28 protein-coding genes, 1 tRNA gene and 2 pseudogenes are annotated in these 25,068 nt (G+C 37.2%); 24 read left to right on the top strand and 7 right to left on the bottom strand.

Annotated elements, in window-relative coordinates; all coding sequences use genetic code 11:
* The 10 genes and pseudogenes from F3G66_RS01670 to F3G66_RS01715 form a co-directional block, all read left to right on the top strand.
* Positions 1–571 (top strand): C-terminal helicase domain-containing protein (locus F3G66_RS01670; RefSeq protein WP_188115806.1); only part of this gene is annotated, 571 nt, incomplete at its 5' end.
* 20 nt (positions 572–591) lie between these two features.
* A complete protein-coding gene (ribH, locus tag F3G66_RS01675; protein WP_021090940.1) occupies positions 592–1,062 on the top strand; it encodes a 6,7-dimethyl-8-ribityllumazine synthase in 471 nt (156 codons plus the stop codon).
* Position 1,063: 1 nt separating this feature from the next.
* Positions 1,064–1,459, top strand: coding sequence for a transcription antitermination factor NusB (gene nusB, locus F3G66_RS01680; protein WP_107698191.1), 396 nt, complete (start codon positions 1,064–1,066; stop codon positions 1,457–1,459).
* Positions 1,456–2,136, top strand: a complete 681-nt coding sequence (gene pyrF / locus F3G66_RS01685; protein WP_149706936.1) for an orotidine-5'-phosphate decarboxylase — start codon at positions 1,456–1,458, stop codon at positions 2,134–2,136. Before nusB ends, pyrF begins: the two co-directional genes overlap by 4 nt.
* Positions 2,137–2,230: 94 nt before the next feature.
* Positions 2,231–2,468: pseudogene (locus F3G66_RS09765) on the top strand (helix-hairpin-helix domain-containing protein).
* Between the two features lie 106 nt (positions 2,469–2,574).
* A tRNA-Ser gene (locus tag F3G66_RS01695) sits at positions 2,575–2,665 on the top strand.
* A gap of 147 nt (positions 2,666–2,812) precedes the next feature.
* On the top strand, positions 2,813–4,099 hold the full coding sequence (locus F3G66_RS01700; RefSeq protein WP_188115807.1) for a tyrosine-type recombinase/integrase: 1,287 nt from the start codon (positions 2,813–2,815) through the stop codon (positions 4,097–4,099).
* 50 nt (positions 4,100–4,149) lie between these two features.
* Positions 4,150–4,494: a hypothetical protein gene (locus F3G66_RS01705; protein WP_149706937.1), complete on the top strand. Its 345-nt coding sequence runs from the start codon at positions 4,150–4,152 to the stop codon at positions 4,492–4,494.
* 107 nt (positions 4,495–4,601) lie between these two features.
* Positions 4,602–5,825, top strand: coding sequence for a phage integrase SAM-like domain-containing protein (locus tag F3G66_RS01710; protein ID WP_149706938.1), 1,224 nt, complete (start codon positions 4,602–4,604; stop codon positions 5,823–5,825).
* A 59-nt stretch (positions 5,826–5,884) separates the two neighbouring features.
* Entirely contained in the window at positions 5,885–6,298 is a 414-nt protein-coding gene (locus F3G66_RS01715; protein ID WP_149706939.1) for a hypothetical protein, read from the top strand.
* 41 nt (positions 6,299–6,339) lie between these two features.
* Here the strand turns inward: F3G66_RS01715 and F3G66_RS01720 are convergent, their stop codons facing one another.
* The 3 genes and pseudogenes from F3G66_RS01720 to F3G66_RS01730 form a co-directional block, all read right to left on the bottom strand.
* On the bottom strand, positions 6,340–7,902 hold the full coding sequence (locus tag F3G66_RS01720; protein ID WP_149706940.1) for a type IV secretory system conjugative DNA transfer family protein: 1,563 nt from the start codon (positions 7,900–7,902) through the stop codon (positions 6,340–6,342).
* 1 nt (position 7,903) lies between these two features.
* Positions 7,904–8,459 (bottom strand): annotated as a pseudogene (locus tag F3G66_RS09770) (ClpP family protease).
* 109 nt (positions 8,460–8,568) lie between these two features.
* On the bottom strand, positions 8,569–9,858 hold the full coding sequence (locus tag F3G66_RS01730; RefSeq protein ID WP_149706941.1) for a hypothetical protein: 1,290 nt from the start codon (positions 9,856–9,858) through the stop codon (positions 8,569–8,571).
* A gap of 278 nt (positions 9,859–10,136) precedes the next feature.
* On the opposite strand from F3G66_RS01730, the gene F3G66_RS01735 reads away from it, so the two are divergent.
* The 7 genes from F3G66_RS01735 to F3G66_RS01765 all read left to right on the top strand — a co-directional run bounded on the left by F3G66_RS01735 (position 10,137) and on the right by F3G66_RS01765 (position 14,952).
* Positions 10,137–10,421, top strand: a complete 285-nt coding sequence (locus F3G66_RS01735; RefSeq protein WP_223154186.1) for a TM2 domain-containing protein — start codon at positions 10,137–10,139, stop codon at positions 10,419–10,421.
* Between the two features lie 704 nt (positions 10,422–11,125).
* Positions 11,126–11,827: a hypothetical protein gene (locus F3G66_RS01740; RefSeq protein ID WP_149706943.1), complete on the top strand. Its 702-nt coding sequence runs from the start codon at positions 11,126–11,128 to the stop codon at positions 11,825–11,827.
* Between the two features lie 100 nt (positions 11,828–11,927).
* Positions 11,928–12,521, top strand: coding sequence for a LemA family protein (locus tag F3G66_RS01745; protein WP_149706944.1), 594 nt, complete (start codon positions 11,928–11,930; stop codon positions 12,519–12,521).
* Positions 12,521–13,375 (top strand): TPM domain-containing protein, encoded by an 855-nt coding sequence (locus tag F3G66_RS01750; protein WP_188115808.1) that lies wholly within the window; start codon positions 12,521–12,523, stop codon positions 13,373–13,375. The genes F3G66_RS01745 and F3G66_RS01750 overlap by 1 nt, the downstream gene beginning before the upstream one ends.
* A 65-nt stretch (positions 13,376–13,440) precedes the next feature.
* Positions 13,441–14,121 (top strand): ABC transporter substrate-binding protein, encoded by a 681-nt coding sequence (locus F3G66_RS01755; RefSeq protein WP_149706946.1) that lies wholly within the window; start codon positions 13,441–13,443, stop codon positions 14,119–14,121.
* A complete protein-coding gene (locus tag F3G66_RS01760; RefSeq protein ID WP_149706947.1) occupies positions 14,102–14,365 on the top strand; it encodes a hypothetical protein in 264 nt (87 codons plus the stop codon). The genes F3G66_RS01755 and F3G66_RS01760 overlap by 20 nt, the downstream gene beginning before the upstream one ends.
* 32 nt (positions 14,366–14,397) lie before the next feature.
* On the top strand, positions 14,398–14,952 hold the full coding sequence (locus F3G66_RS01765; protein WP_188115809.1) for a hypothetical protein: 555 nt from the start codon (positions 14,398–14,400) through the stop codon (positions 14,950–14,952).
* Between the two features lie 74 nt (positions 14,953–15,026).
* Here the strand turns inward: F3G66_RS01765 and F3G66_RS09390 are convergent, their stop codons facing one another.
* The 4 genes from F3G66_RS09390 to F3G66_RS01775 form a co-directional block, all read right to left on the bottom strand.
* Positions 15,027–15,164: a hypothetical protein gene (locus tag F3G66_RS09390; RefSeq protein ID WP_188115810.1), complete on the bottom strand. Its 138-nt coding sequence runs from the start codon at positions 15,162–15,164 to the stop codon at positions 15,027–15,029.
* Positions 15,165–15,172: 8 nt separating this feature from the next.
* Positions 15,173–15,337 carry a hypothetical protein gene (locus F3G66_RS09585; protein ID WP_188115934.1) on the bottom strand — a complete coding sequence of 55 codons (165 nt, stop codon included), beginning with the start codon at positions 15,335–15,337 and terminating at the stop codon, positions 15,173–15,175.
* Positions 15,322–15,444, bottom strand: a complete 123-nt coding sequence (locus F3G66_RS09710) for a hypothetical protein (RefSeq protein WP_262481513.1) — start codon at positions 15,442–15,444, stop codon at positions 15,322–15,324. Before F3G66_RS09710 ends, F3G66_RS09585 begins: the two co-directional genes overlap by 16 nt.
* Positions 15,445–15,625: 181 nt before the next feature.
* Positions 15,626–16,723 carry a CinA family protein gene (locus tag F3G66_RS01775; protein WP_149706948.1) on the bottom strand — a complete coding sequence of 366 codons (1,098 nt, stop codon included), beginning with the start codon at positions 16,721–16,723 and terminating at the stop codon, positions 15,626–15,628.
* A gap of 95 nt (positions 16,724–16,818) precedes the next feature.
* Here F3G66_RS01775 and ileS point away from each other — a divergent pair, with 95 nt between their 5' ends.
* The 7 genes from ileS to F3G66_RS01810 all read left to right on the top strand — a co-directional run bounded on the left by ileS (position 16,819) and on the right by F3G66_RS01810 (position 25,047).
* Positions 16,819–19,575, top strand: a complete 2,757-nt coding sequence (gene ileS / locus F3G66_RS01780) for an isoleucine--tRNA ligase (protein ID WP_149706949.1) — start codon at positions 16,819–16,821, stop codon at positions 19,573–19,575.
* A 99-nt stretch (positions 19,576–19,674) separates the two neighbouring features.
* Complete coding sequence (gatA, locus tag F3G66_RS01785) at positions 19,675–21,033, top strand: Asp-tRNA(Asn)/Glu-tRNA(Gln) amidotransferase subunit GatA (RefSeq protein ID WP_149706950.1); 1,359 nt, start codon at positions 19,675–19,677, stop codon at positions 21,031–21,033.
* Positions 21,034–21,037: 4 nt separating this feature from the next.
* Positions 21,038–22,486 carry an IMP dehydrogenase gene (gene guaB, locus F3G66_RS01790; RefSeq protein ID WP_149706951.1) on the top strand — a complete coding sequence of 483 codons (1,449 nt, stop codon included), beginning with the start codon at positions 21,038–21,040 and terminating at the stop codon, positions 22,484–22,486.
* The gene (gene metX / locus F3G66_RS01795) at positions 22,486–23,592 is read left to right on the top strand and encodes a homoserine O-acetyltransferase MetX (protein WP_149706952.1); all 1,107 of its coding nucleotides are present in this window, start codon (positions 22,486–22,488) and stop codon (positions 23,590–23,592) included. Before guaB ends, metX begins: the two co-directional genes overlap by 1 nt.
* A 3-nt stretch (positions 23,593–23,595) precedes the next feature.
* Positions 23,596–23,787 carry an exodeoxyribonuclease VII small subunit gene (xseB, locus tag F3G66_RS01800; RefSeq protein ID WP_004317712.1) on the top strand — a complete coding sequence of 64 codons (192 nt, stop codon included), beginning with the start codon at positions 23,596–23,598 and terminating at the stop codon, positions 23,785–23,787.
* The gene (locus tag F3G66_RS01805) at positions 23,780–24,574 is read left to right on the top strand and encodes a carbon-nitrogen hydrolase family protein (RefSeq protein ID WP_149706953.1); all 795 of its coding nucleotides are present in this window, start codon (positions 23,780–23,782) and stop codon (positions 24,572–24,574) included. The genes xseB and F3G66_RS01805 overlap by 8 nt, the downstream gene beginning before the upstream one ends.
* Positions 24,575–24,693: 119 nt before the next feature.
* Entirely contained in the window at positions 24,694–25,047 is a 354-nt protein-coding gene (locus tag F3G66_RS01810; RefSeq protein WP_149706954.1) for an MmcQ/YjbR family DNA-binding protein, read from the top strand.
* Positions 25,048–25,068 lie beyond the last annotated feature (21 nt).

A 25,068-nucleotide genomic window follows, 5' to 3' on the forward strand; every position in this document is an offset into this window, starting at 1 on the left:
TTTGCAAATAGTAAATAAAAATCAATCTTTTGAAATCGGAAATTTTGAATTTAAAATTGGTGATCCTGTTTTATTTGTCGATAATAATTTTTTTGTAAGCGATTTACATAATAATCTTAAAGGCAAAATAATAAATATCATCGATAAAAACGAAGAAAATGAGCTGTATTTTAAAGTAGAAGTTGATAAGGTTTTTGAAGACGATCATGTTTTTACTGCTGGCTTAGAACTTATTTCTAAAAATGATAATAAATCTATTGTTGGTTTTGGTGTGGATAAAAATATAAATACAGACAATGATGATGCTAGTGAAAAAATCCCATTCATGTTGGCTTATGCAGTTTCTATTCACAAATCGCAAGGTTTGGAATATGATAGTGTAAAGATAGTGATTACAAGGGAAATCGAAGAGAATATTTCACATAATATTTTTTACACAGCAATTACTAGGGCGAAAAAATACCTTAAAATTTACTGGTCGCCTGAAACTCAACAGTATATAATAAAGAACTTTAATATAAAAAACAATAAAAAAGATATCAAAATTTTAAAAGCAAAAAATAATATTTAGTAAAATCTTAAGGAGAAACCATGAAAATAATCGAAGGAAATTTAGCTCTAAAAGGCGGCGAGAAGGTCGCCATAGTGGGCGCTAGGTTTAATCATATCATCACCGATAGGCTGGTCGAGGGTGCGAGGGATGCGTTTTTGCGTCACGGCGGGGACGAGGCAAATTTGAGCCTCATTTTGGTGCCGGGCGCGTTTGAGATACCGATGGCGCTAGAAAAGGCGCTAGCCAGCGGTAAATTTGACGCAGTTTGCTGCGTGGGAGCGGTTATCCGCGGCTCTACGCCCCACTTTGACTACGTTAGCGCCGAGACTACCAAGGGTATCGCAAACGTCACGCTAAAGTACGGCAAGCCGGTGACCTTTGGTGTGCTAACGGTCGATAGCATCGAGCAAGCCATCGAGAGAGCGGGCTCAAAGGCTGGAAACAAGGGCTTTGAAGCGATGACGGGCGTGATCGAGATGCTAAGCTTATATAAAAATTTGGAGGCGTGAAATGGCGACTCGTCATCAGGTTAGGCAGGCCGTCGTTTCGCTGCTCTACTCAAATGAGATAAATCCAGTAACTGCTGCATTTGAAGAGGAATTTCTAGAAGAGAAAAAGATAAGAAACGAGCGTAAAAGTGAGGCACAGCAGACTTTTAAAGAGGTGCTCGCAAATAAAGAAAAACTAGATGAAATTTTAAAGCCATATCTAAAAGACGGCGATTTTAGCAAGGTCGGTGCGACTGAACTAGCCATCCTTAGACTTGGACTTTATGAGATGAAATTTAGCCAAACTGATAAGGCTGTCATCATAAACGAAGCGATCGAGCTTGCGAAAGAACTTGGAAGTGATCAGGCGCCAAAATTTATAAACGGTGTACTTGATAAGCTAAAGGCTGATCTGTGAGGCTCTGTGTTGCGCTTGATATGGCTAGTCGTGAAGAGAATTTAGCTCTTGCTAGAGAGCTAAAAGGGCTTGATCTTTGGCTAAAAGTGGGGCTTAGAAGCTATCTTAGGGATGGGGCAAAGTTTATAGAAGAGCTAAAAGAGCTTGGAAATTTTAAAATTTTCCTCGATCTAAAGCTCTATGATATCCCAAACACGATGGCTGATGCGGCCGAAGTCGTCTCAAAAATCGGCGTAGATATGATAAATGTGCATGCTAGCGCCGGTGAACGTGCGATGAAAACAGTTATGGATAGGCTAGCTGGTCTTGGGAGCCGTCCTTTAGTGCTCGCAGTGTCGGCACTTACTAGCTTTAGTGAGAGCGAATTTGACGCTATTTATAACGATACGATCGCAAGAGCTGTTAGGAAATTTAGTCAGATGAGTTTTGAAGCAGGGCTTGATGGAATGGTCTGTTCCGTTTTTGAAAGCAAGCTCATTAAAGATGTAACAAATGAGAAATTTATCACTCTTTGCCCTGGTGTTAGGCCTTTTGGAGAGAATGCTGGAGATCAAAAAAGAGTAGCAAACTTAGTGAGTGCAAAGCAAGAGGGTAGTGATTTTATCGTTGTTGGTAGGCCAATTTATGAGAGTGCAAACCCAAGAGAAATTTGTGAAAGAATTTTGGTTAATATTTGAGCTTATGTAAAGATGTTTTAATCATAGTTTTTATACAAAAATTTTTACAAAATGTTGTGTAAAAATGACGTTAAAACGAAGTTGAGAGCTAAATTTGAGTGATTTTAAGAAAATCCTATTGTTGGCTGGGCGGCTAAAGCGTATCTACTAGCACTTGGTTAAGGATATCGCTTTACTAAATGGCGCAAATTCTAATGAAGCGTGAATGCATAAAGGCGCTCGGACGCGGCAGCGATAGGTATATCCTCTATGTTTACCGTATGATTTGCTACTATGTAAATATGCCGCACCCAGACAAAGCCAAGCTAAAATGGTGGCTTTGGAAGGACTAAATTTATAAATTTTTGTTTTAGATTTTCTATCTGAGGTCTGCAATTGTGAAATGTAAATTTAAGCAAGATATCAGCGGCATTCAATTATAATGCGATTTCTTTTTATGGACAGATGGGTGAGTGGCTGAAACCACACCCCTGCTAAGGGTGCAGCTCTTAATCGGGGCTCGAGGGTTCAAATCCCTCTCTGTCCGCCACAAAATCATTAAATTTCTTTTATATATCCCTAAATTTCAATGTGTTAGCTATGTTTTTAAATGAATATTTTTGTCCAAAATTTAGGACAAATCAGATTTGTTACAGAAAATTTGCTATTTTGTTACAGAAACTATTTGGATTATTCCATGAGTTCTAGAATGATCACCAAAGTTCCTAACAGACCAAATTTTTATTTTTTTGATACGGCTATTAAAAATAACAAGAAAATAACAGTAAAGTATTGTTTATTTACTAAGGATCTGGATGAGGCAAGGATACTGGCCAGACTTATAAAAAACACTGCAAATGATGAACTATCACGCCATCTAACAACAAAACACCCAAATCTTAAAAGCCTGACATCCTTAATAAACATAAAAAGACAAAATGACCATAAGATAAAACAAGAACGTCTATATTTGGATGTGAGCGAGTATAAAAAAATATCTCAAAGTGTTATAGCAAAATTTTACAATGTTGCAATATCAGCGCAAGATAAATCAGAAATAGAGGTGGCACCAAATAATAAACAAGAGAAGTCAAGTGAACCAAACAAGTCAATGTCTTTTGAAGCAATAGCTAAAAGATACGTGACAACCGAGTGTTTAAAGCTAAAATCTAGCGATAAAACCAAGGGCTATTATATTAAGACTGGCAAGCTTTTGGATGAGTTTTTTAAAAATCATTCAGGGGAGTTTAAATACAGCGATGCTGAAGGCTTTCAAGTAAGCTTGTTAAATAAAAATCTAAACAAAAAGACTATAAATAATTATACGTCTTATTCTAAAAGGCTTTTTAATTACGGTATAAAAATAGGTAAGCTTACAGTAAATCCTTTCAAAATGCTTACATCTTTTAAAATTACATCTGATGAGAAGTCGCCAAAAGATAATTTTACGTTAGATGAATTAAAGATAGTTTTTGACACTCAAAGAAAAGATTTGAGAGATTATATGATGTTTGCACTTCATACGGGATTAAGACTAAATGAAATTTGGCAACTTGATAGCGACAATGTTGGTGAGCAGGATGGAATAAAATTTATAAATGTTAGAACTGCAAAACAAAGAGTGGGAGTGAAAAAGTATAGACAGATACCTTTGCATGAAAATATTGAGTATTTAAGCGATCTAAAGTGGTTAGAAAATATTAAGAGCAGTAAGGTTAATAGCGATTACTTTAGTAAGCGATTAAATAGACACATCCATAAATGTATCCCACTAGCAAACGTTACATTTCATAGGCTTAGGGGAAATTTTGCTAAGGCTATAAAGGATTACTGTTTGGAGAATTCCTTGACCGATCTAACATCTGTTTTGCTAGGACATAGTGCCGATCTTGCAACTGATACGTATGCAAAGGAAATATCTTTAAAAGCTAAGCAAAATTCTATGATTGGACTAAAAATTTTTAAATTTTTACATAACCAGTGATTTTTGAAAGCAATCGGTATAATTAGTAATAAACGCAAAAAGGATTTTCGATGGAAAACAATAAAAAATCTATGGATGTGACAATGCAAAAGCTGCTTTGTGTAGAAAAATATGAGGATGTTCATCATGGGAGAGTAAGGGCGTATTATGATACTGATATAAAGTTATTGAAGCAAGATGCAATATATTGCCTCAATAAGGGATATTCTAGGTCTAGTGGTGAGAAAAAAAGACAATATTGGCTTAAGATATTTTTAAACCTAGCAAGTTTGTATCCGTGTATTTTATCACTAGATAAAAAAGGCATAGTTAGTAGTACGATTACTAATTTTTTTAACAACTTAGCCGAAAAAGAGTCTCGAAAAAAAGAATTATTAATCAAGATCAAGTCGTAAGTCAAAATAAACTACCGCCAGAACTTCATATAGATCAAAAAAAGTGGGATAGTTTTCTTCAACTGCATTATGGGCAGATAGACTTTAATGATTATTACAACACCCCAGTGAGTAAAAAAATATCTGATGGAGTGTATAAAGTAAGAGATGGCTTTCTCGTAAGGGGTCAATTTATACCGAGTTATATTTTTTTAGAAATTAGAGAGTGTATTATAAAACAAGAAAAGACAAAAATAGTACCTGTAAAGCATCAATATGGTGTTAAACTAGAAAACTTTGAAGATATAGAAAAAGATTTTATGGAGCATGTTGCAAGGAAGCGAAATTTTAGTGATAGTACAAAAAAAGAGTACCATCATGCACTTAAGCTGCTTAAGGAATTTCTTAATGATAGAGACATCAGCATAAGCGATATAAATGTAAAAGTAGCTGAGGACTTTCATGAAGGTCTTATTAAAGAAAAAGGTGTGAGAGCAAGAAACGAAAAGAGAGCAAATAATATAGTAGGCTTTTTATCAAATGTGTTTAATAGACTTGCGCATTTAGGAGTAGTTGGTGATAACTTTTTTAAAAAAGAAGCGATAGAGCGATTTGGTATTAAAGAGAAAACGACAAAGAGAAATTTCTCTATGAGCGAGTTAATGCTGTTATTTTCTGGAGAACATAATATAGAAAAAGAGATACTAGACTATTTTCGCTTTAAACTACATGTTGGACTTCGTATGAGAGAGTTTTTTAGTTTAAGTGTTGATAGCTTTAAAACAGAAACAATCAATGGAAAGACTTACAATTATGTCATCATAAATACAGCCAAAGGCAAGGGTGGTAGAACATCCCAAAGAGCGATAGTTATACATGAAAATATTAAAGATTTACATAATTATGATTGGGTTAAAAAGATAATCTCAAAATACCCAGATATAAAGTCTTTTGGAAAAAAGGTTAATGGATGTATAAGAAAAATAACTTCTGATAAAGATGTTAGTGATCACCGTTTGCGTGGTAACTTTGCAAATATACTAACAGAGTGTGATTTGCGAAATGAAATAAGTGAATCTATTGCGGATGTTGATGGAGCTCTTGGCCATAAGCCAAATATTCAAAAATATGAACGCAGACAATATACAACACTAGTAGAACATATGCTGGGTTACGGACTGTCTGATGCTTTTGATATATATGCTAGATCTGAGTATTTAGAAAGAAAGCAAGAGATTATAAAAGGGTTTGACTCATTATTTGGCTTTTTTAAATACCTAGAAAATCCAAATATACGGCATCTTAAAACGGATAAACATAGAAAAAATTCAAAAAAAAGTCAGAAAAAGTAGAAAACTTTTCTGTAGGTATAATTATTATAAACAACAAATAATAAAATAAGGAGAAATAAATGCTTTATTTATTAGGGCAAGACCAAATTTTGTTTAAACCTTTTGATTCAGAGGAGCCTTATACTTTAGACAATGGGCTACAGACTATCAACTGCTGGCTTGATATGGCTATTATTGGTTTAAAATATAAAATACCTTTTGTTTTAATTGGTTTTGAAACACTGTATAGTGGTGAAAAAGAGAGGATGGAGTATGTAGTTGGTGGTAGTAAAAATGATCCATGGCCCTTTGAAAGAGTCTATAAGTTTTGCAAAAAATTACATAATGATGTCTCTGGGTTTATAGAGGAGCTAGTGTTAGAATATTGTAGGCTTTGTATCTGCTCTACAACAGTAAAAGAACTTAATAAAGACTACAAAAGGCATCTAAAAGAGCTTGAGGATAAACTCTCAAGACTAGAAGATATCTTATAGTCTATTGTTAGACTCATGGGAGGCCAATCCCATGAGTGAGTTTATAACACCTCAATATCCTGACCACTACTAGCTACTTTTTTGGACTCTATTAGGTTGTTGATACTTTTTAGCAACTCTTTATCTTTTGCACTTAGTATAGGTAAAAAGTAAGTATTTTTTGTTTTTATATTTAGTACTGCGATCAAGCCATAGTCTTTAGCCATCTGCCTATGAAATACTAAAATTTCATCTTCACAAAGCTCCTTCTCAGTGTATTTTGCCCCTAGCTTAAGGCTCTTTTGATAACAAAGCTCAGCGTTTAAAAGGTCTTTTTCATCTAAAAACATAGGTTTTGTTTTATAAATTTTCTCCTCATGATAGCACTCAAAATTTTTAAGCCCACTAAAGTCTTTATTTTCTCCATTTGCGTATTGTTTTATGTGGTTTTTAAAGAAATATTGATGAGATAAATTTCCAACTAGCTCTTTATATTTTGACTCTCCACCTAGAGAATTTTTTAGCACATCTTCATTTTGAAAAGCAAGTATGAGCTCCACCTTTGCCTCTCTTAGTACATCTGCGTGCAGATCTGTTTGTGGGTTTAACACGCGTTGTGCCTCGTCTATAAAAATACTAACTGGTACTTTATATTCATCTAAAATGCGTCTTGTCATGCTTGAAAGAGTGGAGTTTAGTATGAGTTCTATCACATTATCTTTTAGTCCTTGCGCATTTATGATCACTATTTTTCCTTGATTTAGTAGGGTGCTTATGCTTTGCATCATAGTGATGTCTTCGTTTAGCATCTCATCATCAGCTAGTTCTCTTAGTGCTTGAAGCATAAACGTATAGTTTGAAAACATCCTTGCTCTATATGTCTCTATCTCGCCAACAGCACTAGTGTGTTCTTTAAAAGCTTGCAAAAATTTGCTAGATTTTTGTTTAAAAGTGTTTAATGCCCAAATATTTTCAGCTAGCATCATCGGCTGACAAAGAGTTGAGATTTTACTGCTTATGTCATCTGCTATCGCTTTGTTGTCATTTGCATATCTGCTTAGTTCAAGCACTATGTCATAGAAATTTCTAAAATCAGATAGTTGCTGGGTAAATTTACATAGATTCGCAAAGCTAGGATAGATGCCTTCTGTTTTTTTGCACAGTTCTATGCTACAAAAGGCACTCTTGCTAAAGTCATATATTGCTTTCATCATATCAATAGAGCTTGCTGAGATATTTGTGGCCAAATTTCCCCAAAAAGTATCACGCTCAGTACCAAATGTTTTTTTGAAAAAATTTGTTAGCAATACATCATTTGTGTCATACATTATGTTTATTTTATCGCCCCATGGCACGTTTATCATTACAACATCTTTTAGCCTACCATACTTCTTGGCTAAAAATTTAACCTTTTTATGCTCAACTCCTTTGTAGTCAAAGACAAGCATGCCATGCCCTACTTTTATACGTTCATCCATCGCTGGCAAAATCGCCGAAGTGGTCTTGCCACAACCTGTTTGCCCTGTTATCATCGCATGCGTAAAGTTTATAGGTATGTTAAGAACGTTTGAGGTAGAAGTTGGGGCTGCACCTTTTATATTATTAATTAGTGAAAAAACTGACATGTTATTCTCCTTTATTAGTTGATATTATTTCATTGGCTAAGCCATAAGTAATGGCTGATGGTGCGTCTATATAGCAGTCTCTATCGGTGATCTGCTCTATCTTTGCTATTTTTAGGTTGCTATTAGCCTTTATCATCTCATTGACTTTTGATTTGATTTTTAAAATTTGATTTGCGATCAGCTCTATGTCGCTTGCTTGACCTGATGCGCCACCAAGAGGCTGATGAAGCATGAGGCTTGAGTTTGGCAGCATATAGCGCTTATCTCCGTTTAAAAATATAAGTGCAGACATAGAGGCAGCTAGCCCCACGCAAAATGTATTGATTGGTGATTTTATGGTCTTCATAAAGTCGATTAGTCCAAAGCCATCATATATTGAGCCACCAGGACCACTTATATATGTTTATGTCGCTTTGATTTACACTGTCAAGATACAAAAGTATCTTTTGTGTAGCTAGGCAAATTTCTTGATCTATCTGCCCATATAAAAAGATATTTCTATCAGCAAGTAAGCTCATTTGAATGTCAGCTAAATTTAGCTTGTCAAACTCTGCCATCTTCTCTCCTTGTTTTTGGTTTTTGTGAGAGAAGTTTAAGATAGCAACTGTGTCTTTAAATTCCACCTATTGCTTCTAGAGCCTGTGACTTGGTGGTTTTGGAGTGTTATTATAAGGTCTCAAATTCATTCATGCTATATCTCAAAGCGGAAAGCCTATCTTTTTTAATGAACGAATTTAAGCTCTCGCCTAAGATATCCTCGAAGTAAATTTTAGCTAGCTCTTTAGAGTTTTTGTATTTAAAAGGAGTATGCGTGGCAAGATATAGTCCGTAGATATCATCAATAAGCCACTGTCTTGCGTATCTATCTTTGTTTATTTCAAATTTTTTATAAGAAAGATCATTTTTTAGATCATTTAGCTCTTTTTTGAATTTATTTAATGCAAAAATGTTTTCATCTTTAAGGGATTTATATATAAGCTCAGGATCTAAAAGCGAGCTATCATCTAAAGATCTTAAGCACTTTTTGACAAGGGTAGCTTTTATTTTTAGCACCTTTTGATCTATCTTCCAAATTTCATCATAAATTCTATTAAAGTTTCTAAAGAATGTGGGCGAGAATATAACCAAAGAGTCATCTTCCCTAAAACTTATATATCTATCCTTAAAAATTTCAAGCTCAAAAATTTCGGATCTCATATTATTAAAAACTAACGATAGATTGTCTCTGTCTAGACCCATTACGAAGCCTTTTTTTATTATCAGCACATTCACATGTTCTAAAAATCTCTGAGCTTTTATCTTGTCATAATCATATCCTGAAAGATAAAATGTCACACCATCTAGCTGGCTACTTGAAAAGTCTGTGTATCTACACTTCCAAAAGTAGTCTCCTGGGCTTAAACACATCATTATAAAAGCAGCGTCTTGCATATATGTAAATTTTTCATCATCACTTATTGATCTAATTTTTAGAGATTTTACATGATTTTCTAGGTAATCATTTGGAGCTAGGATGTAACTATTTTTATCATTTATATGCTGTTTTTGGCTCAATAATAAATTTTGATCTAGCTTTATAAGTGCAAAAAACTCTTCATATATCTTCTCTAGCTTTATATTTATCTGCCTTCTTTTGCTATTTATTTTTTTATCAAAATTTTTAATGTAACCACGAAGCCTTGGTACATTTACTATTAGATCCTCATCTTTACCGCAAACCTTGCTAACTTCATCCATAAATTTTTTAGTCTGTCTATCTCTTTTTTTATCAACCATCTTTTTAAGTATAGATAAATCATTTTCTTTACTAAAATCATAAAATTTACTAACAAAAAGAGATAGTGCGTATGTGTTTACGAGAGAGTTTAAAATTGGTCTTTGATTGATTTTGGTATTTTCTTTTAGCTCTTTTTTCTTTCTATCATTAAAAATTTTATATTCAAGTAAAAATTGCATATTTTTTTCCTTGTAGTTTTAAGATCGCTTGTAGTATTTTGATTGACTACAACCATCTAAATTCTACCTATATTTTATTGGGTTTATTAAAAAAAGTGAAACAATAATATTTTGACAATAAATAAATTATTATTTAATAAATGATAAAAATTATTCAAATGAATAAAAAATTTGATATAATTATTCTAATAGTATAAATCTTTAGGAGGATTAATGAACAATTCTATACTAACAATTCTATACTTATGATGCTTGGAGACAAGATATCAGGCGAGGGCATGATAATGCTAAGAAATCGCCTTGACAATATCAATAGCGAAAATATTGATAGGCTTAGTCAAATGTTGCCTTTGCTTAATCTAAAAAGTCCTATGATTGGGTTATTGTTGGGTTTATTTTTTGGATGCTTTGGAATAGATAGGTTTTATAAGGGCAATGTGGTGCTCGGAATTTTTAAACTCGTAACTCTTGGTGGTTTTGGAATATGGGCTTTGATCGATTTATTCTTCGTATATCAAGGTATCAAAAAAGATAATCTTCATAAAATTATGATGCAGATTTAATAATATAATATTATAACTAGATAATTCAAAAATGCATTAATATTAAAGTTGCAAAATAAATTTTTTAGTATTAAACCTAGCTATTTGTTACAGTTATGGTGATGCTAAAATGCTTTTATTTGACTCATAAATATAAAATATTTTTTGATTTTATTCTTTTTTATTTTAATAGGCACAAAAGGTTCTAAGATAATTAAACATGAATAGTTATCAATAAGGAGGTATTTATCTCCTTATTTTATCTACATATATTTAACCATTTAATACATACATATCTTGTGATAACGCGGTCTAACCACTTTAAGTGAAGCGGGATTAAGTGTAAGCATAGTTGCTGACAAAAATGACAATGGCACTATCTCAAGAGATGAGTCAGGTAGTAAAATTTCAAAGGTTTATGTTTCTATCCCAGGAAGTGTTGTAGCTGGTGATAAGATAGATGTCAAGATAACGAATCCTGATGGATCTACTGCGACTAATCATTACGAAGTTATAGGAAAAGACGTTAGTGGTAAAACTACTTTAAAAAATATAGCAGATCCTATGATCCGATTACACTAGGTAGGGATAATCCACTTGAACTTGATGCTACTATCGCAGTTGGTAAAGAAACAAAAGCTGAAGTTGCTCTAACTGACACATTTGGTGAGAGCAAAGCAGTAAGCGATACGGCACATGCTGAAATCGATGCTATAAGAGGTATTATGTTTAATAAAGATATAAAAACCTCAGAAAGTGGTGAGAGATCTACTACGGTTAAAGTTTATCTTAATGAAGATGCCAGAGATGGAGATAAATACACTGATCCAGACAACCATGCACTAACCAAGACTGCAACATATACTCTATCAGCTGCAGATATAGCAAAAGGCACATTTAACCAAGAGCTTGATATCAATGCAAGATCAGCCTACGATCTAAATGTTAAAGTCTCACTTAAAACTTCAGATGGCTTAGAGTCTAAGTCTTACGAGCCTTATGATAAATCACTTCATATAAATGTTCAAAACTATACAGTTAAATTTGACGCAAGTAAAGATATGAAAGGTGGTGAAGGTCATGATACTTTGGTGTTTGATAAGCAAATAGTTGATCTTAGAGGCATTGCTAATCTTGATTCAAAAGTGGAAAGCTTTGAAAACCTTGAGCTTAAAGGAGAAACAAAGATCAAATTTAATGCACAAAATATCCTTGATATCACTGATAATCCTGATACGGTGCTTAAGATAAAAGGTGGTGATGTTGATGCTAATGGCAATAAAATCACAAAAGTTGATCTAGTTCATAAATGGACTGAAGATCATTCATATGATATTGCTGGATTTAAAGGCTATTCAAGTATAGATCAAGTAAATGACAAAACTATCCACATCCAAATAGAAGACAAGATCCAAACCGATCTTTAATCTCCAAAATGAGTGCGTAAATTCGCACTCATTTCAAACTCAAACTCACATTATTTTTTAAGTCTTGTTTTACTAATATTTGCTCCTTAAAGGAGAAAATATGAAAAATTTAATAGCCGTTATTATAGTTATTGCTGCACTTGCTTTTGGCGCTTTTAAGTATATAAATTCATTTGTTGCACTTGATGAAAATGTAAATGCAAAGTGGTCGCAGGTGTTAAATCAATATAAGAGAAGAGCCGAGCTTGTGCCAAATTTAGTTGAAACTGTAAAAGGCTACGCAGCTCATGAGCAAAAAATTTTTGAAGATGTGGCAAATGCTAGAAGCAAGAGCATGCAAGTAAGCGTTGATGCAAGTGGTCTTAGCGATGAAGCTAAGATGAAAGAATTTATGACAGCACAAAGCTCATTTGGCTTGGCGCTTGGTAGGCTTATGGCAGTTAGTGAGAACTATCCGGAGCTAAAAGCAAATCAAAATTTCTTATCTCTTCAGAGTCAGCTTGAAGGTACACAAAACCGCATAAGCATAGCAATGCATGATTATATCGAAGCAGTAAAAGAGTATAACGTAGCCCTTAGAAGCTTTCCAAATAAATTTATAGCAAGCTTTTTTTATCCTGAGCTAAAGCCAAAACAAAATCTTGAAATAAGCAACGAAGAGAAGATAAATCCAAAAGTTTCATTTGAGAAATGATGAAAAAAATTTTTGCTCTTTTATTTTTTACATTTTGCTTTTGTCTTGCCATAAATTTTAACGAGCAGATAAATGATGAGGCTCAAATTCTCTCTAAAAATGAGAAAGCTGAGCTTTTAAGCTTGGTGCAAAATTACGAGCAAAATAGTACGACACAAATTGCTATCGTGACTCTTAAATCACTAGAAAATAAAAGCATAGAATATATCTCTCTTGAGGTAGCTAGAGGCTACAAGCTGGGACAAAAACAAAGCAGCAATGGAGTGCTTTTAATAATCGCTCCAAACGAGAGAAAAGTACGTATAGAGGTTGGTTATGGACTCGAAGGTGTGCTAACTGACGCTATATCAAGCCAGATCATAAATGATGTGATAGTGCCTAAATTTAAGCAAGGCGATATGGGCGGTGGCGTGATAGAGGGCATAAGAGCCATCATAAAAGTGGCTAATGGTGAAAAATTTGAAAGTGCGAGTGATGAAGAAGAGATACCATTTGGAATAGTTGCCTTTTTCGCTGGCATGATCTCGTGTTTTGTCTCTGGCTTTTTAGGTAAATTTTTTATGAGAATTGGCTTTAGTGCGTGTTTTGCAGGGCTTACATCTACGGTATTTGAGCAATTTTTTGGCGTGCAAAATTACTTCATTGTCTTTGCCATTGTGTTTGTAATATTTTTTATTATTTTAAAAAATGCCTTTAAAAAAAATGCTCAAAGCAAAAATACACACAGTGATTTCGGGCGTGATAGATCAGACTCAAATAGCAGTAGCAGCAGCCATTCAAGCAGTTCAAGAAGTGGTGGCTTTAGTGGCGGCGGAGGCAGTTTTGGCGGAGGTGGGGCAAGTGGCAGTTGGTAAAATTTCATCAAAGATTATCTTGTAAAGCTCAAACCCTTTAAAATATAAAAAATTTAGGAGCAAAGATGCTAGCTGGCGAGCTACTTAAAAGCCATTTTACTAAATTTGATTTAGTGGAGGTGCTTAGTAAATTTTTAGAGCAAAGTCATTTTGATAAAGAAAAATTTGATCTGCTCAAACAAAATAACTTTAAAATTTTAGATAAAAATATAAAGCAAGAGATAGTTGGGACTGCTAGTTTTAAAGAGTTTTTTGACGATAAATTTCAGAGCTTTTTATGCGAGCTTATGCAAAGTAAAGCTTTGATTGTTTCTGGCAAAGAGTATAAATTTAGTGAGCTTGAAATTTATACTTGTTTTGACGCAAATACCTACAAAAGGCAGTGCGAGGCAGGAGAGATTTACTTTCACAACTTTGGTTTTGACATATCTTTTAAAGGCGAGCAATCGCTTTATGGTGGTGTTTTAGTAAGAAGCCTAAAGCCCTTAAGCGGGCAAAATTTTATCTTTGGGCCAAGAAAATGTGCCTTGCATATCTTAAATAGCAAAATGAGCAATTTAAACTTTAATCTAAAAGAGGCTGATTTTAGAAAAGATGAGATTACTTTTACGTCACGTATTAGATCATTTGGCGATGAAAATCAGCAAAAAAATGATTGTCTTAGAGCATTTACTGCTGAGTTTGAAAAGGCTTTAGAGTTTGATGAAAATTATAAAAAGAGATTAAATGCCTATAAAAAGGGGTGAAATTTATCTTTTTATCAGCTTTTGCGGTGAGAAATTTAGCCCAAAAATACTAGATAAAAAAGATCGCAGAAGAGTAAAAAAATACCCAAATTTAATAAAACAAAACTCATTTAAAATATCTCGCTACTTAAAATTTAAAGCAAAGATGCGAGGTAAAATCTGTCTTTCTCATAAAGAAAATATCGCAGTTTTAGCCATTTCAAAAGAAAAGATCGGAGTCAAAGATTTAAAAAAGAAATTTTAGCTCTAAAATCAATGAAGGATTTTAAGAAATTTATGCTTGATGAAAATACGAGCGTAGCTTACGTGAGTGGCTTTGTAAAAGGGGCGCAAAGTGATGAGGTGTTGGAGCGCCACAACGCTTTTAGCCTAAATTTTACTGACTCGCTAAATGAGAGCTTAACTCAGGCAAAAGAGCTTGCTCTAAAGCTAAAAATAGTAGCGCTTGTGATCGCGTTTTTGCTGCTGTGGTTTTATTTTAGTGCGCTTATCTCAGCACTTGTGATGGGCATCATCGTCTTTGGCGTGCTTCTTACGCTCTTTATTTTTGCTATTTTTGGCATAAATTTAAGTATTTTTGGCGTATTTGGGCTTATACTTGCAAGCGCTGTGGGGATTGATTACATGATATTTGCGCTAAATGAGAGTCTTAGCGAAAAAGAGCGAATTTATGGGATATTTTGCGCATTTATTACGAGTTTTATCTCGTTTTTTACGCTATCTTTTAGCCAGACCGCTGCTCTTAGCGTATTTGGATTAAGCGTTAGTCTTTGCGTGCTGATATATGGGCTATGTGCTAGCGTTTTATCTTGTAAAAATATAAAAATTTAGTTTGATTTTTAGACTCCAAGCAGCTTATCTAGTTTATGGTTTTTGGCAAAAAATTTATTAACGGCTAGTTTTGCCTATGTCTGCATTTTATTTACCTCGTTTTGGACGTTTGAGGCTGAAATGAGATCAAATTTATACGGTAGCTTAAATAGCGATTTGTCTAGTTTTTTGCAAACGCTACCCTTTTTAAAAGCTTTATTTTCCGCTTTCAAAAATACACTTATGACTTACCAAATTTGCAAGGCATGAGGCCGCCGTAAGCTTGCATAAATTTGGCATAAGAGCTAAACTCACCACTGCTAATCTCACTTATAAATTTATCTAGCCCCAAGCTATTGCCATTTTGTGGGATCTTGCCTTCGCTAAGGTCTATGAGCTCATCCACATAGATGACATAGTCGCGTATTTTATGAGCTCTTGTCTATCTTTTGTGACAACTTCTTTACTCTCTTTATTGGCATATCCACCAAAATTTTGCGCCAATGTATCCAAAGGCGAGTTATACTTGCTTTTATTTCGCCCGGCTACATCTTGGTGTCAAATGCAAATAACGCAATAATGGTGAGTGGTAAAAATTTTTAAGCATTTTTAGCTTCCTAAATTTGGCTCTTTTGATCTTTTAGTATAAAAATTTTTGGCTAGCTAAATCGCACAAGATTTTAAAGACAAATTTTTAAGCGAAAAATATCTCGCTTTTTAGACGAAGTAGGCATAGATAGGCACTTAGCACGCTTTGCTCTCTAACGTAGTTGCGATCTCCTTTTAAAAGTAACCTCTCAACCTCGATGTTACCGTTTCTATCGCCAGCTGCGACATAGACTGTGCCAACTGGCTTGCTAGCTGTGCCCCCGCCTGGTCCTGCTATGCCACTAATGGCAAGCGCAAAGTCCGCATTCGTTGTGCTTAGCGTGCCTTTTACCATCGCTTTTACGCAAGGCTCACTCACGGCTCCATAAGTTTCTAAAATTTCATCCTCGACGCCAAGCCACTCGTGCTTTATGTGATTTGCGTAGGTTACTAGTGAGCCATCAAAGCTAGCTGAGATGCCGCCATATCTTGCAAATTTAGCCGCGGCAAGCCCAGCCGTGCAAGACTCAGCAAATGAAATTTTAAGCCCCTTTTGCATGAGCTTCTTTGCCACAAATTCTATCACGTCTTTTTGTGGGATAAATTTTTGCGAAAATAGCGTTTTTACTCCCTGTAAAAAGCTCTCGATCTGACCAAATTTATTACTTTTTGCCCTTACTAGTATCAAATTTGGCAGGATCTGCGCAAGAGTGATATCGACTTCATAAGTTTTAGCAAGTGGCAGCATAAGGATCCTCGCGCTATCTGCGTCGATATCCATTAGATGAAAGTAGCTAAAATCAGGCTCGTATTCGATTAAAAACTCGCCCAGCTCTTCATTTGGATTAGCTTTTATGAGATTTATCTGGGCGTTATTTAGGCTAGCTAAAAAGCTATTTTTTGAGTAGTCTAAGCTATCTTTAAGTGCAAGCGTTGTGCTGTCTTTTAGTTCTAGTGAGCCCCCAGTTAGCGTTGCTACGATCTTTGCGGCGATGGCAAAATTTTCATCCGAGCCAAAAATGCTTACAAAGTCGTAATCTTTTGATAAATTTTCGATTATAAAAGGTAGCTCTTTGCTATTTTTTGGAGCAAAACTGACCACTCCAAGCTCGCCAAAATGATCCTCATAACTTTGAAAAATATAATTTAGAAATTCTCTATTTATCTCAAGATCTTCGCCTATTATCAAGATACTTTGTCTCATTTTTAAGCTCCTTTTTTTGCCCCATTATACTATTTTTCAGTGTGATTTAACCAGCACAGGTGTAAAATTAGCAAATTTTAAAATCAAGGTAAAAAATGGACTACAAAGAGACACTTTTACTCCCAGAGACAAATTTCCCGATGCGCGGAAATCTCCCACAAAATGAACCACAAAGACTAAAATCATGGTATGAAGAGCGCAAGGTTTATGAAAAAATGAAGAAAAATCGCCAAAATGCGGTTAAAAATTTCAACATCCACGACGGCCCTCCGTATGCAAACGGACACCTACACATCGGCCACGCGTTAAATAAAATTTTAAAAGATATCATCACAAAAACGCACTATTTTTACGGCGAAAACGTCCGCTACGTGCCAGGCTGGGACTGTCATGGCTTGCCGATCGAGCAACAAGTTGAAGTAAAGCTTGGCGATAAGAAAAAAGAGCTTAGCAAGGTCGAGATCAGGGAGCTTTGCAGACAGCACGCGAGAGAATTTATAGATATCCAGCGAAATGAATTTAAAAGCCTTGGTATCATCGGCGACTTTGAAAATCCATACATGACGATGAAATTTGAGTTTGAGGCTGACATCTACAAAGCACTTTGCGAGATCGCTAAAAAAGGGCTTTTGCTAGAAAGAAGCAAGCCGGTTTATTGGAGCTGGGCGGCTAGATCGGCACTAGCTGAGGCTGAGGTCGAGTACGAGGAGAAAGAGGACTACTCTATTTACGTAGCATTTGAGCTTGACAGCGACGCGCTAGAAAAGCTTGGCGTAAAAGAGGCAAGCGCTGTCATCTGGACGACCACACCTTGGACGCTTCCAGCAAACCAAGCAATAAGCCTAAAACCAGATGAAATTTACGTGCTAACGGCTGAAAATTTGATCTTTGCAAAGCCACTACTTGAAAGCGTTGTACAAAGCGGCCTAAGCAAGGGTGAGATCAAAAAAGAGTTTAAATCAAGCCTGCTTGAAAACACTCACGCGATAAATCCGCTAAACGGCAGAAAGTCGCGATTTTTACTAGGCGATCACGTCATGATGGATGGTGGTACTGGACTTGTTCATACAGCTCCAGGACACGGCGAGGACGACTATTACATATGTTTGAAATATGGTTTTAGCGAAATTTTGATGCCGGTTGATGATGGTGGCTGCTACGATGAGAGCCTAAAGCATCACGGACTATTTAGAAGCGACGTGGTTGACGAGTTTGTCGGCATGCACATCTTTAAAGCAAATGAGAAAATTTTAGAGCTACTTGGCAAAAGCTTGCTTAGCGTATCTAAATTTAGACACTCTTATCCATTTTGTTGGAGAACGCACAAGCCTGTCATTTATAGAGCCACAAAGCAGTGGTTTATAGCTATGGATGAGGCTAAACTTGGTGGCAGAACGCTTAGACAAACAGCGCTAAAAGAGCTTGAAAAGGTTAAATTTTATCCAAGCGTAGGCATAAAAAGAATAGGCTCGATGATAGAAAATCGCCCAGACTGGTGTATCTCTCGTCAGCGTGACTGGGGCGTGCCGATCGCGTTTTTTAGAGACAAAGCGACAAAAGAAGTTATATTTGATAGTGAAATTTTAGACCACATCGTTGCTATCTTTAAAGAAAAAGGCGCTGATGCGTGGTGGGCGCTAAGTATAGACGAGCTTTTACCAAAGGGCTCAAAATACAAGGCTGAAAATTTAGAAAAAGTGATGGACATTCTTGACGTTTGGTTTGATAGCGGCTCGACATGGCATGCGGTCTTACAAAGCGACAACTACGACGCTGGCAAATACCCTGGAAGCATGTATCTTGAGGGCTCAGATCAGCACCGCGGCTGGTTTCAAAGCTCGCTTCTAGTAAGCACAGCTATAAATTCTCACGCACCTTATGAGAGCATCCTAACTCACGGCTTTACTGTCGATGCTAAGGGCGAGAAGATGAGCAAGAGCAAGGGCAATGTCATCGCTCCACAAGATGTGGCTAAGACTCATGGTGTAGAAATTTTACGCCTTTGGGTTGGCATGAGTGATTATTCAAGCGATTTAAAAATAAGCGAAGATATATTAAAGCAAATCAGCGAGCAATACCGCAAAATCCGCAACACTATACGCTTTTTGCTAGCAAACGTAAATGACCTTGAGAGCTTAAATACAGAGTTTAACATCCTTGATAAATGGATCTTAGCGCGTGCTAAAAAAGTCTTTGACGAGGCGAGTGCTTGCTTTAAAAATTATGATTTTTCAAAGGGCTTTAACATCCTTTTAAATTTCCTATCAGCCGATCTTAGTGGCGTCTATCTTGACGTTTGCAAAGATAGACTCTACTGCGACGCAAAAGACGCTCCAAGAAGAAGATCAGCCCAAAGCGCGATGGCGATCATCACAAAGGCACTTTTGCCACTCATCGCTCCAACGCTTACTTACACCGTCGATGAGGTTATGGACTACGCTCCAAAGATCATCAAAGGCGACGCAAAAGACGCGTTTGACTTAGTCTATGAGCCGATCATTTTTGATCTTAGCTTTGAAGATGAGCTGCTTTTTGCCAGCAGGGAGAAATTTAACGAAATCGTGGATGTTCTTAAAAAGGACAAAAAGATAAAATCAACCCTAGAGCTAAGCCTAGAGACAACAAGTCACAGCATCATAGGCTACGACGAGCGCGAAGTGGCCGATCTTTATATGGTAAGCTCGGTTAGACCTTACGACGATAGCGAACCACTAGCCGAGTTTGAGCTGGAGGGTGATAAATTTAAGATCATAGCAAGCAACCTTCACAAATGCCCAAGATGCTGGAAATTTAACGCTAGTAAAGAAGATGCGCTATGCCCAAGATGCGAAGAGGTCATAAGTGCTAAGTGAGCCAGTAAGCGCAACTATCATAATAGCAACGATCGTTGCGGTGGTCGTTGTTAGCTTGTTTGGCATATTTTTGGTTAATAAATTTAAAGGATAAAAATAGTGGTAACTTTAAAAGAAGCTTTGAAATTTTCAGCTGAAGAGATAAAAAATTTACGAGCTGAGCTTGAGGCAAAGATCATAAAAGAAAAAGAGCTTGGCGCTTATGTCGAGCAGCTAGCAAATTTAGAGATCGCAAAACTAGGCGAGGGCGTGCCTATCGCTATAAAAGACAACATCCAAGTAAAAGGCTGGAACGTAACAAGCGCTTCAAAAATTTTACAAGGCTACGTCGCACCTTACAACGCAACCGTCATCGAGAAGCTACTTGGCAAAAATTTAGCTCCATTTGGCCGCACAAATATGGACGAATTTGCGATGGGAAGTACGACTGAAAGCTCATTTTACGGCAAAACACTAAACCCACTAAATCACGCTCACGTCCCAGGTGGCAGTAGCGGTGGCTCAGCAGCAGCAGTCGCAGCCGGCCTTGCAGTCGCAGCACTTGGTAGCGATACTGGTGGCTCGATCCGCCAACCAGCGGCATTTTGTGGATGCGTAGGACTTAAGCCAACTTACGGCAGAGTGAGCAGATACGGCCTTGGCGCGTATTCTAGCAGTCTTGATCAAATAGGTCCAATCGCGCAAAACGTAGAAGACGCAGCCATTTTATATGACGTGATCGCTGGACACGACCCAAAAGATAGCACAAGCGCAGATGTGCCTTTTGCTAGCATTAGCGACAAGATAGATAGCGAGAAGAAGCTAAAAATTTGCGTTGTTAAAAACTATGTTGAAAATGCAAGCGAGCAGACAAAAGCTGCTTTAAATTTAGCAATCGAGAAGCTAAAATCACACGGTCACAGTGTAACTTACACAAATTTTGAAGACTCAAAATATGACGTCGCAGCCTACTACATCATCGCAACCGCAGAGGCAAGCGCAAATTTAAGCCGCTACGATGGGGTGAGATATGGCAGACGCGCAGATGCTAGAAATTTAAAAGAGCTATATGTAAATTCACGCTCTGAAGGCTTTGGTGAAGAGGTAAAAAGAAGAATTTTGCTTGGTACGTTTGTATTAAGTAGCGGATATTACGATGCTTACTACATCAAAGCACAAAAAGCAAGAGCGCATATAAAAGCTCAGTATGAGAAAATTTTAGAAGAAAACGATCTCATCTTTATGCCAGTTGCTCCAAGCACAGCTTATAAATTTGGAGCACATAGCGATCCGCTTCAAGCCTATCTAAGTGATATCTACACGATCAGCGTAAATTTAGCAGGCCTACCAGCTATCTCTGTGCCAGTTGGCAAAGATGATCAAAATTTAAACGTGAGCGCCCAGCTCATCGCAAAAGCGTGGGACGAACAGACCTTGATAAATGGTGCTAAGAGCCTAGAAAATTTAATAAAAGGATAAAAATATGAAGATAGTAAAGAGAGCTTTAACATTTGAGGATGTGCTTCTTGTGCCGCAATACTCTGAAATTTTGCCAAAGCAAGTTGATGTCAAAACCAGGATCAGCAAAAATGTCACGCTAAATATCCCGATCGTCTCTGCTGCGATGGATACGGTGACTGAGCATAGAACTGCTATCATGATGGCAAGGCTCGGCGGTATCGGCGTCATCCACAAAAACATGGATATCGAAAGCCAGGCAAAAGAGGTCAAACGCGTTAAAAAAAGCGAAAGTGGCGTAATCATAGATCCTATCTTCATACACCCAGAAGCGACCGTGGCTGAAGCTCTAAGCCTTATGTCGGATCTTCATATTTCAGGCGTTCCAGTCATCGACAAAGACCGTAAGCTAATAGGAATTTTAACAAACCGCGATTTGAGATTTGAGACAAATATGAGCACTTTGGTAAAAGACCGTATGACAAAAGCGCCGCTTATCACTGCACCAAAGGGCTGCACGCTTGATGATGCGGAGAAAATTTTCTCTCAAAACAGAGTTGAGAAGCTACCTATCGTCGATAAAGATGGCAGACTTGACGGACTTATCACTATAAAAGATCTAAAAAAACGCAAAGAGTATCCAAATGCAAATAAAGATAGCTACGGTAGACTTCGCGTGGCTGCGGCTATTGGCGTGGGTCAGATAGAGCGCGCTAAAGCGCTAGTTGATGCAGGCGTAGATGTCATCGTTATCGACTCAGCTCATGGCCACTCAAAGGGCATCATCGACACTTTAAAAGAGGTAAAAGCAAATTTTAATGTCGATGTCGTAGCTGGCAATATCGCAAATCCAGCAGCTGTAAAAGACCTAGCAGAAGCAGGAGCTGACGGCATAAAAGTAGGCATCGGACCAGGATCTATTTGTACCACAAGGATCGTTGCTGGCGTTGGTGTGCCTCAAATTTCAGCGATTGACGACTGCGCAAGCGAAGCAGCAAAATATGGCATCCCAGTTATCGCAGATGGTGGTTTAAAATACTCAGGCGACGTGGCAAAAGCCCTTGCAGCAGGCGCTGCTTGCATTATGGCTGGTAGCTTGCTAGCAGGTTGCGAGGAGAGCCCAGGCGAGCTTATAACATTCCAAGGTCGCCAGTACAAAGTATATCGTGGCATGGGCTCAATAGGCGCTATGACAAAGGGTAGCTCTGACCGCTACTTCCAAGAGGGCACCGCACAAGATAAGCTTGTGCCTGAGGGCATCGAGGGTCGCGTGCCATTTGCTGGTAGCATAAAAGATGTGATCCATCAGCTAATAGGTGGCCTAAGAAGCGCTATGGGCTATGTTGGCGCAAAAGATATCCCAACTCTTCAAGAAAGAGCTGAATTTGTCGAGATAACAAGCGCTGGACTAAAAGAGAGCCATGTCCACGACGTAGTTATCACTCACGAGGCACCAAACTACAAAGTCAATTAGTGTTAAATCTGCAAACTAAAACTATTAAATTTAACGAGCCACTCTATCTTGAGAGTGGCCGTATGCTATCAAATTTCAAGCTTATTTATGAGACTTACGGCACGCTAAATGCCGATAAAAGCAACGTTATTGTGATCTGTCACGCCTTAACTGGCTCGCACCACGCAGCTGGCACCTACGCAGGCGATGAGAAAGCTGGCTGGTGGGACGGGCTAATAGGCAGTAAAAAGGCGGTCGATACCGATAAATTTTACGTTATCTGCGTAAATATCCTAGGCTCATGCTTTGGCTCGACATCACCACTAAGTGTGGATAGAAGTAGCGGTAAAGAGTATAGGCTAAATTTCCCAGTCCTTGCCATAAGCGACGTTGTAAAGGCGCAAATGAGGCTATTTGGCGAGCTTGGCATCACAAGGGCAAGAGCCGTGATAGGCGGCAGCCTTGGCGGTATGCAAGCACTTTGCTATGCTATCGAGTTTCCAGAATTTGTGCAAGATATCATAATGCTAGCAAGCACCTACCAGACTAAGCCATGGGCGATAGCGTTTAACAAAATCGCCATTGAAGCCATTTTGAATGATGAAAATTTTAAAAATGGCGAATACGACGCGGAATTTATAAGAAAAAATGGGCTAAAAGGCATGGCTTACGGCAGGATGGCAGGGCATATCAGCTTCTTAAGCCCTGATAGCATGGATGAGAAATTTGGACGAAACTACGTCGAGACTGACGGCCTTTATGAGCTTTCTGGGCGCTTTCAGGTGGATCGCTACATGGAGTACAACGGCTACAACTTTCCAAAGAGGTTTGATCCGCTAAGCTACCTATACATCGTAAAGATGATGAATATCTTTGACTGCACAAGACACTATGACAACTTAAAAGACGCCCTTGCGCCGATCAAAGCAAATTTACACCTTATCGCTTTCAAAGGCGATCTGCTCTTTCCGCCGTGCTGTATGAGAGAGATTTATGACACGCTTTGCGAGATGGGGCGAAGAGAGAATACAAATTTCGTAGAGATAGATAGCAACTACGGCCACGACGCATTTTTGGTCGAGATAGAAAAATTTGATGGATATATAAAAAATATATTAAAAGGATAGAAAATGGAGCAAAAAGAGCAAAGCTTTGAAGAAAAATTAGCCCTTGCAGATAAAATTTTAAACGATCTAAATAAAGATGATGTGAGCTTAGAAAATAGCATAAAGCTGCACGAACAAGGCAAAAAGCTACTAAATGAGGCAAGAGAAATTTTAGAAAACGCAAAACTTAGCATAAAGCAGGTGGATGATGAGTAGAATTTGTGCTCTTCAGCTACCAACTCAGCCTTTAAGTGAGGCAAGGCTTGATTATTATCTAAAAATTTGTGCGGACGAAAATGCAAGGCTTGTTGTGCTTGGTGAATATGTGCTAAATAGCTTTTTTAAAGAGCTCATTAGCATGCCAAAAAGCCTTATAAAAGAGCAAAGCGAGCGCAAAAAAGAGGCTCTTTTTGCAATGGCAAAAAAGTATGATCTAAATATCGTTGCACCCATTGTAAATCTAAAAGGCAAGGAAATTTTTAAAAGTCTAGCTAAATTTACCCCAACACAAGTAAAGCTATATGATCAGCAAATTCTCATACCTTACGCTCACTGGAATGAGGCGAAATTCTTTAATAACACAAGCGATGAGCTAAATTTGCCTATCTTTACATATGATAAATTTAAAGTTGGCGTCATGTTTGGCTATGAGGCGCACTTTGATGTGTGCTGGGCCTATATGAGCGCTAAAAAGGTTGATATCGTGCTCGTGCCAACGGCTTGTACATTTTTTTCTCAGGCGCGCTGGGAGGAGCTTTTAAAGGTTAGAGCCTTTACAAACAACGTCTACGTGCTGCGCGTAAACCGCGTAGGAAGCCACAAGAGCGATGATGCGCAGTGGAGTTTTTACGGCGATTCGATGCTTATTAATCCATTTGGTGAAGTTAAAAATAGGCTTGGTAAAAATGAAGAGATGATGATAGATGAGCTTAGCAAAAAGGAGCTTAGCGAGGCTAGAAGCACTTGGGGCTTTATGCAGATAGAGGCGAAATTTAAAAGATGAAGTGCTGTGCCTAGGTAGAAAAGAGCAAATTTAGCAAAAGTTATCACGATTGTGAGTTGAGTAATGTGTCATCACAACTATGATAATGATCGCTCTTTAAAGGAATTTTGGAGTGAAATTTGAAACGAAGCGAGATTGAAAAATATATAAAAGAGAAATTTGACGTTTTGGGCGAGCAAATTTTCCCAAAATATCCAAATTTTAGTACCTTTCGCCATAAGAAAAACGAGAAGTGGTTTGCGCTACTTATGCAGTTAAGCGCTAGCAAACTTGCGCTTGAAAGTGATGAAATGATAGAGATTTTAAATCTAAAATGCAGCCCTGATCTAGCGATGGTGCTAGTTGACGAGGAACAAATTTTTAAAGCCTATCACATGAATAAAAAGCACTGGATCAGTGTAAATTTGAACTCCAAAATCTCACGAAAAACAGTTTTTGACCTGATAGACGAGAGCTTTAGCTTAAGCAAATAAAAGCCATTTTCAGCCTTAAAT

The sequence above is a fragment of the Campylobacter concisus genome, assembly GCF_902460665.1.
Classification (GTDB): Bacteria; Campylobacterota; Campylobacteria; order Campylobacterales; family Campylobacteraceae; genus Campylobacter_A; species Campylobacter_A concisus_AL.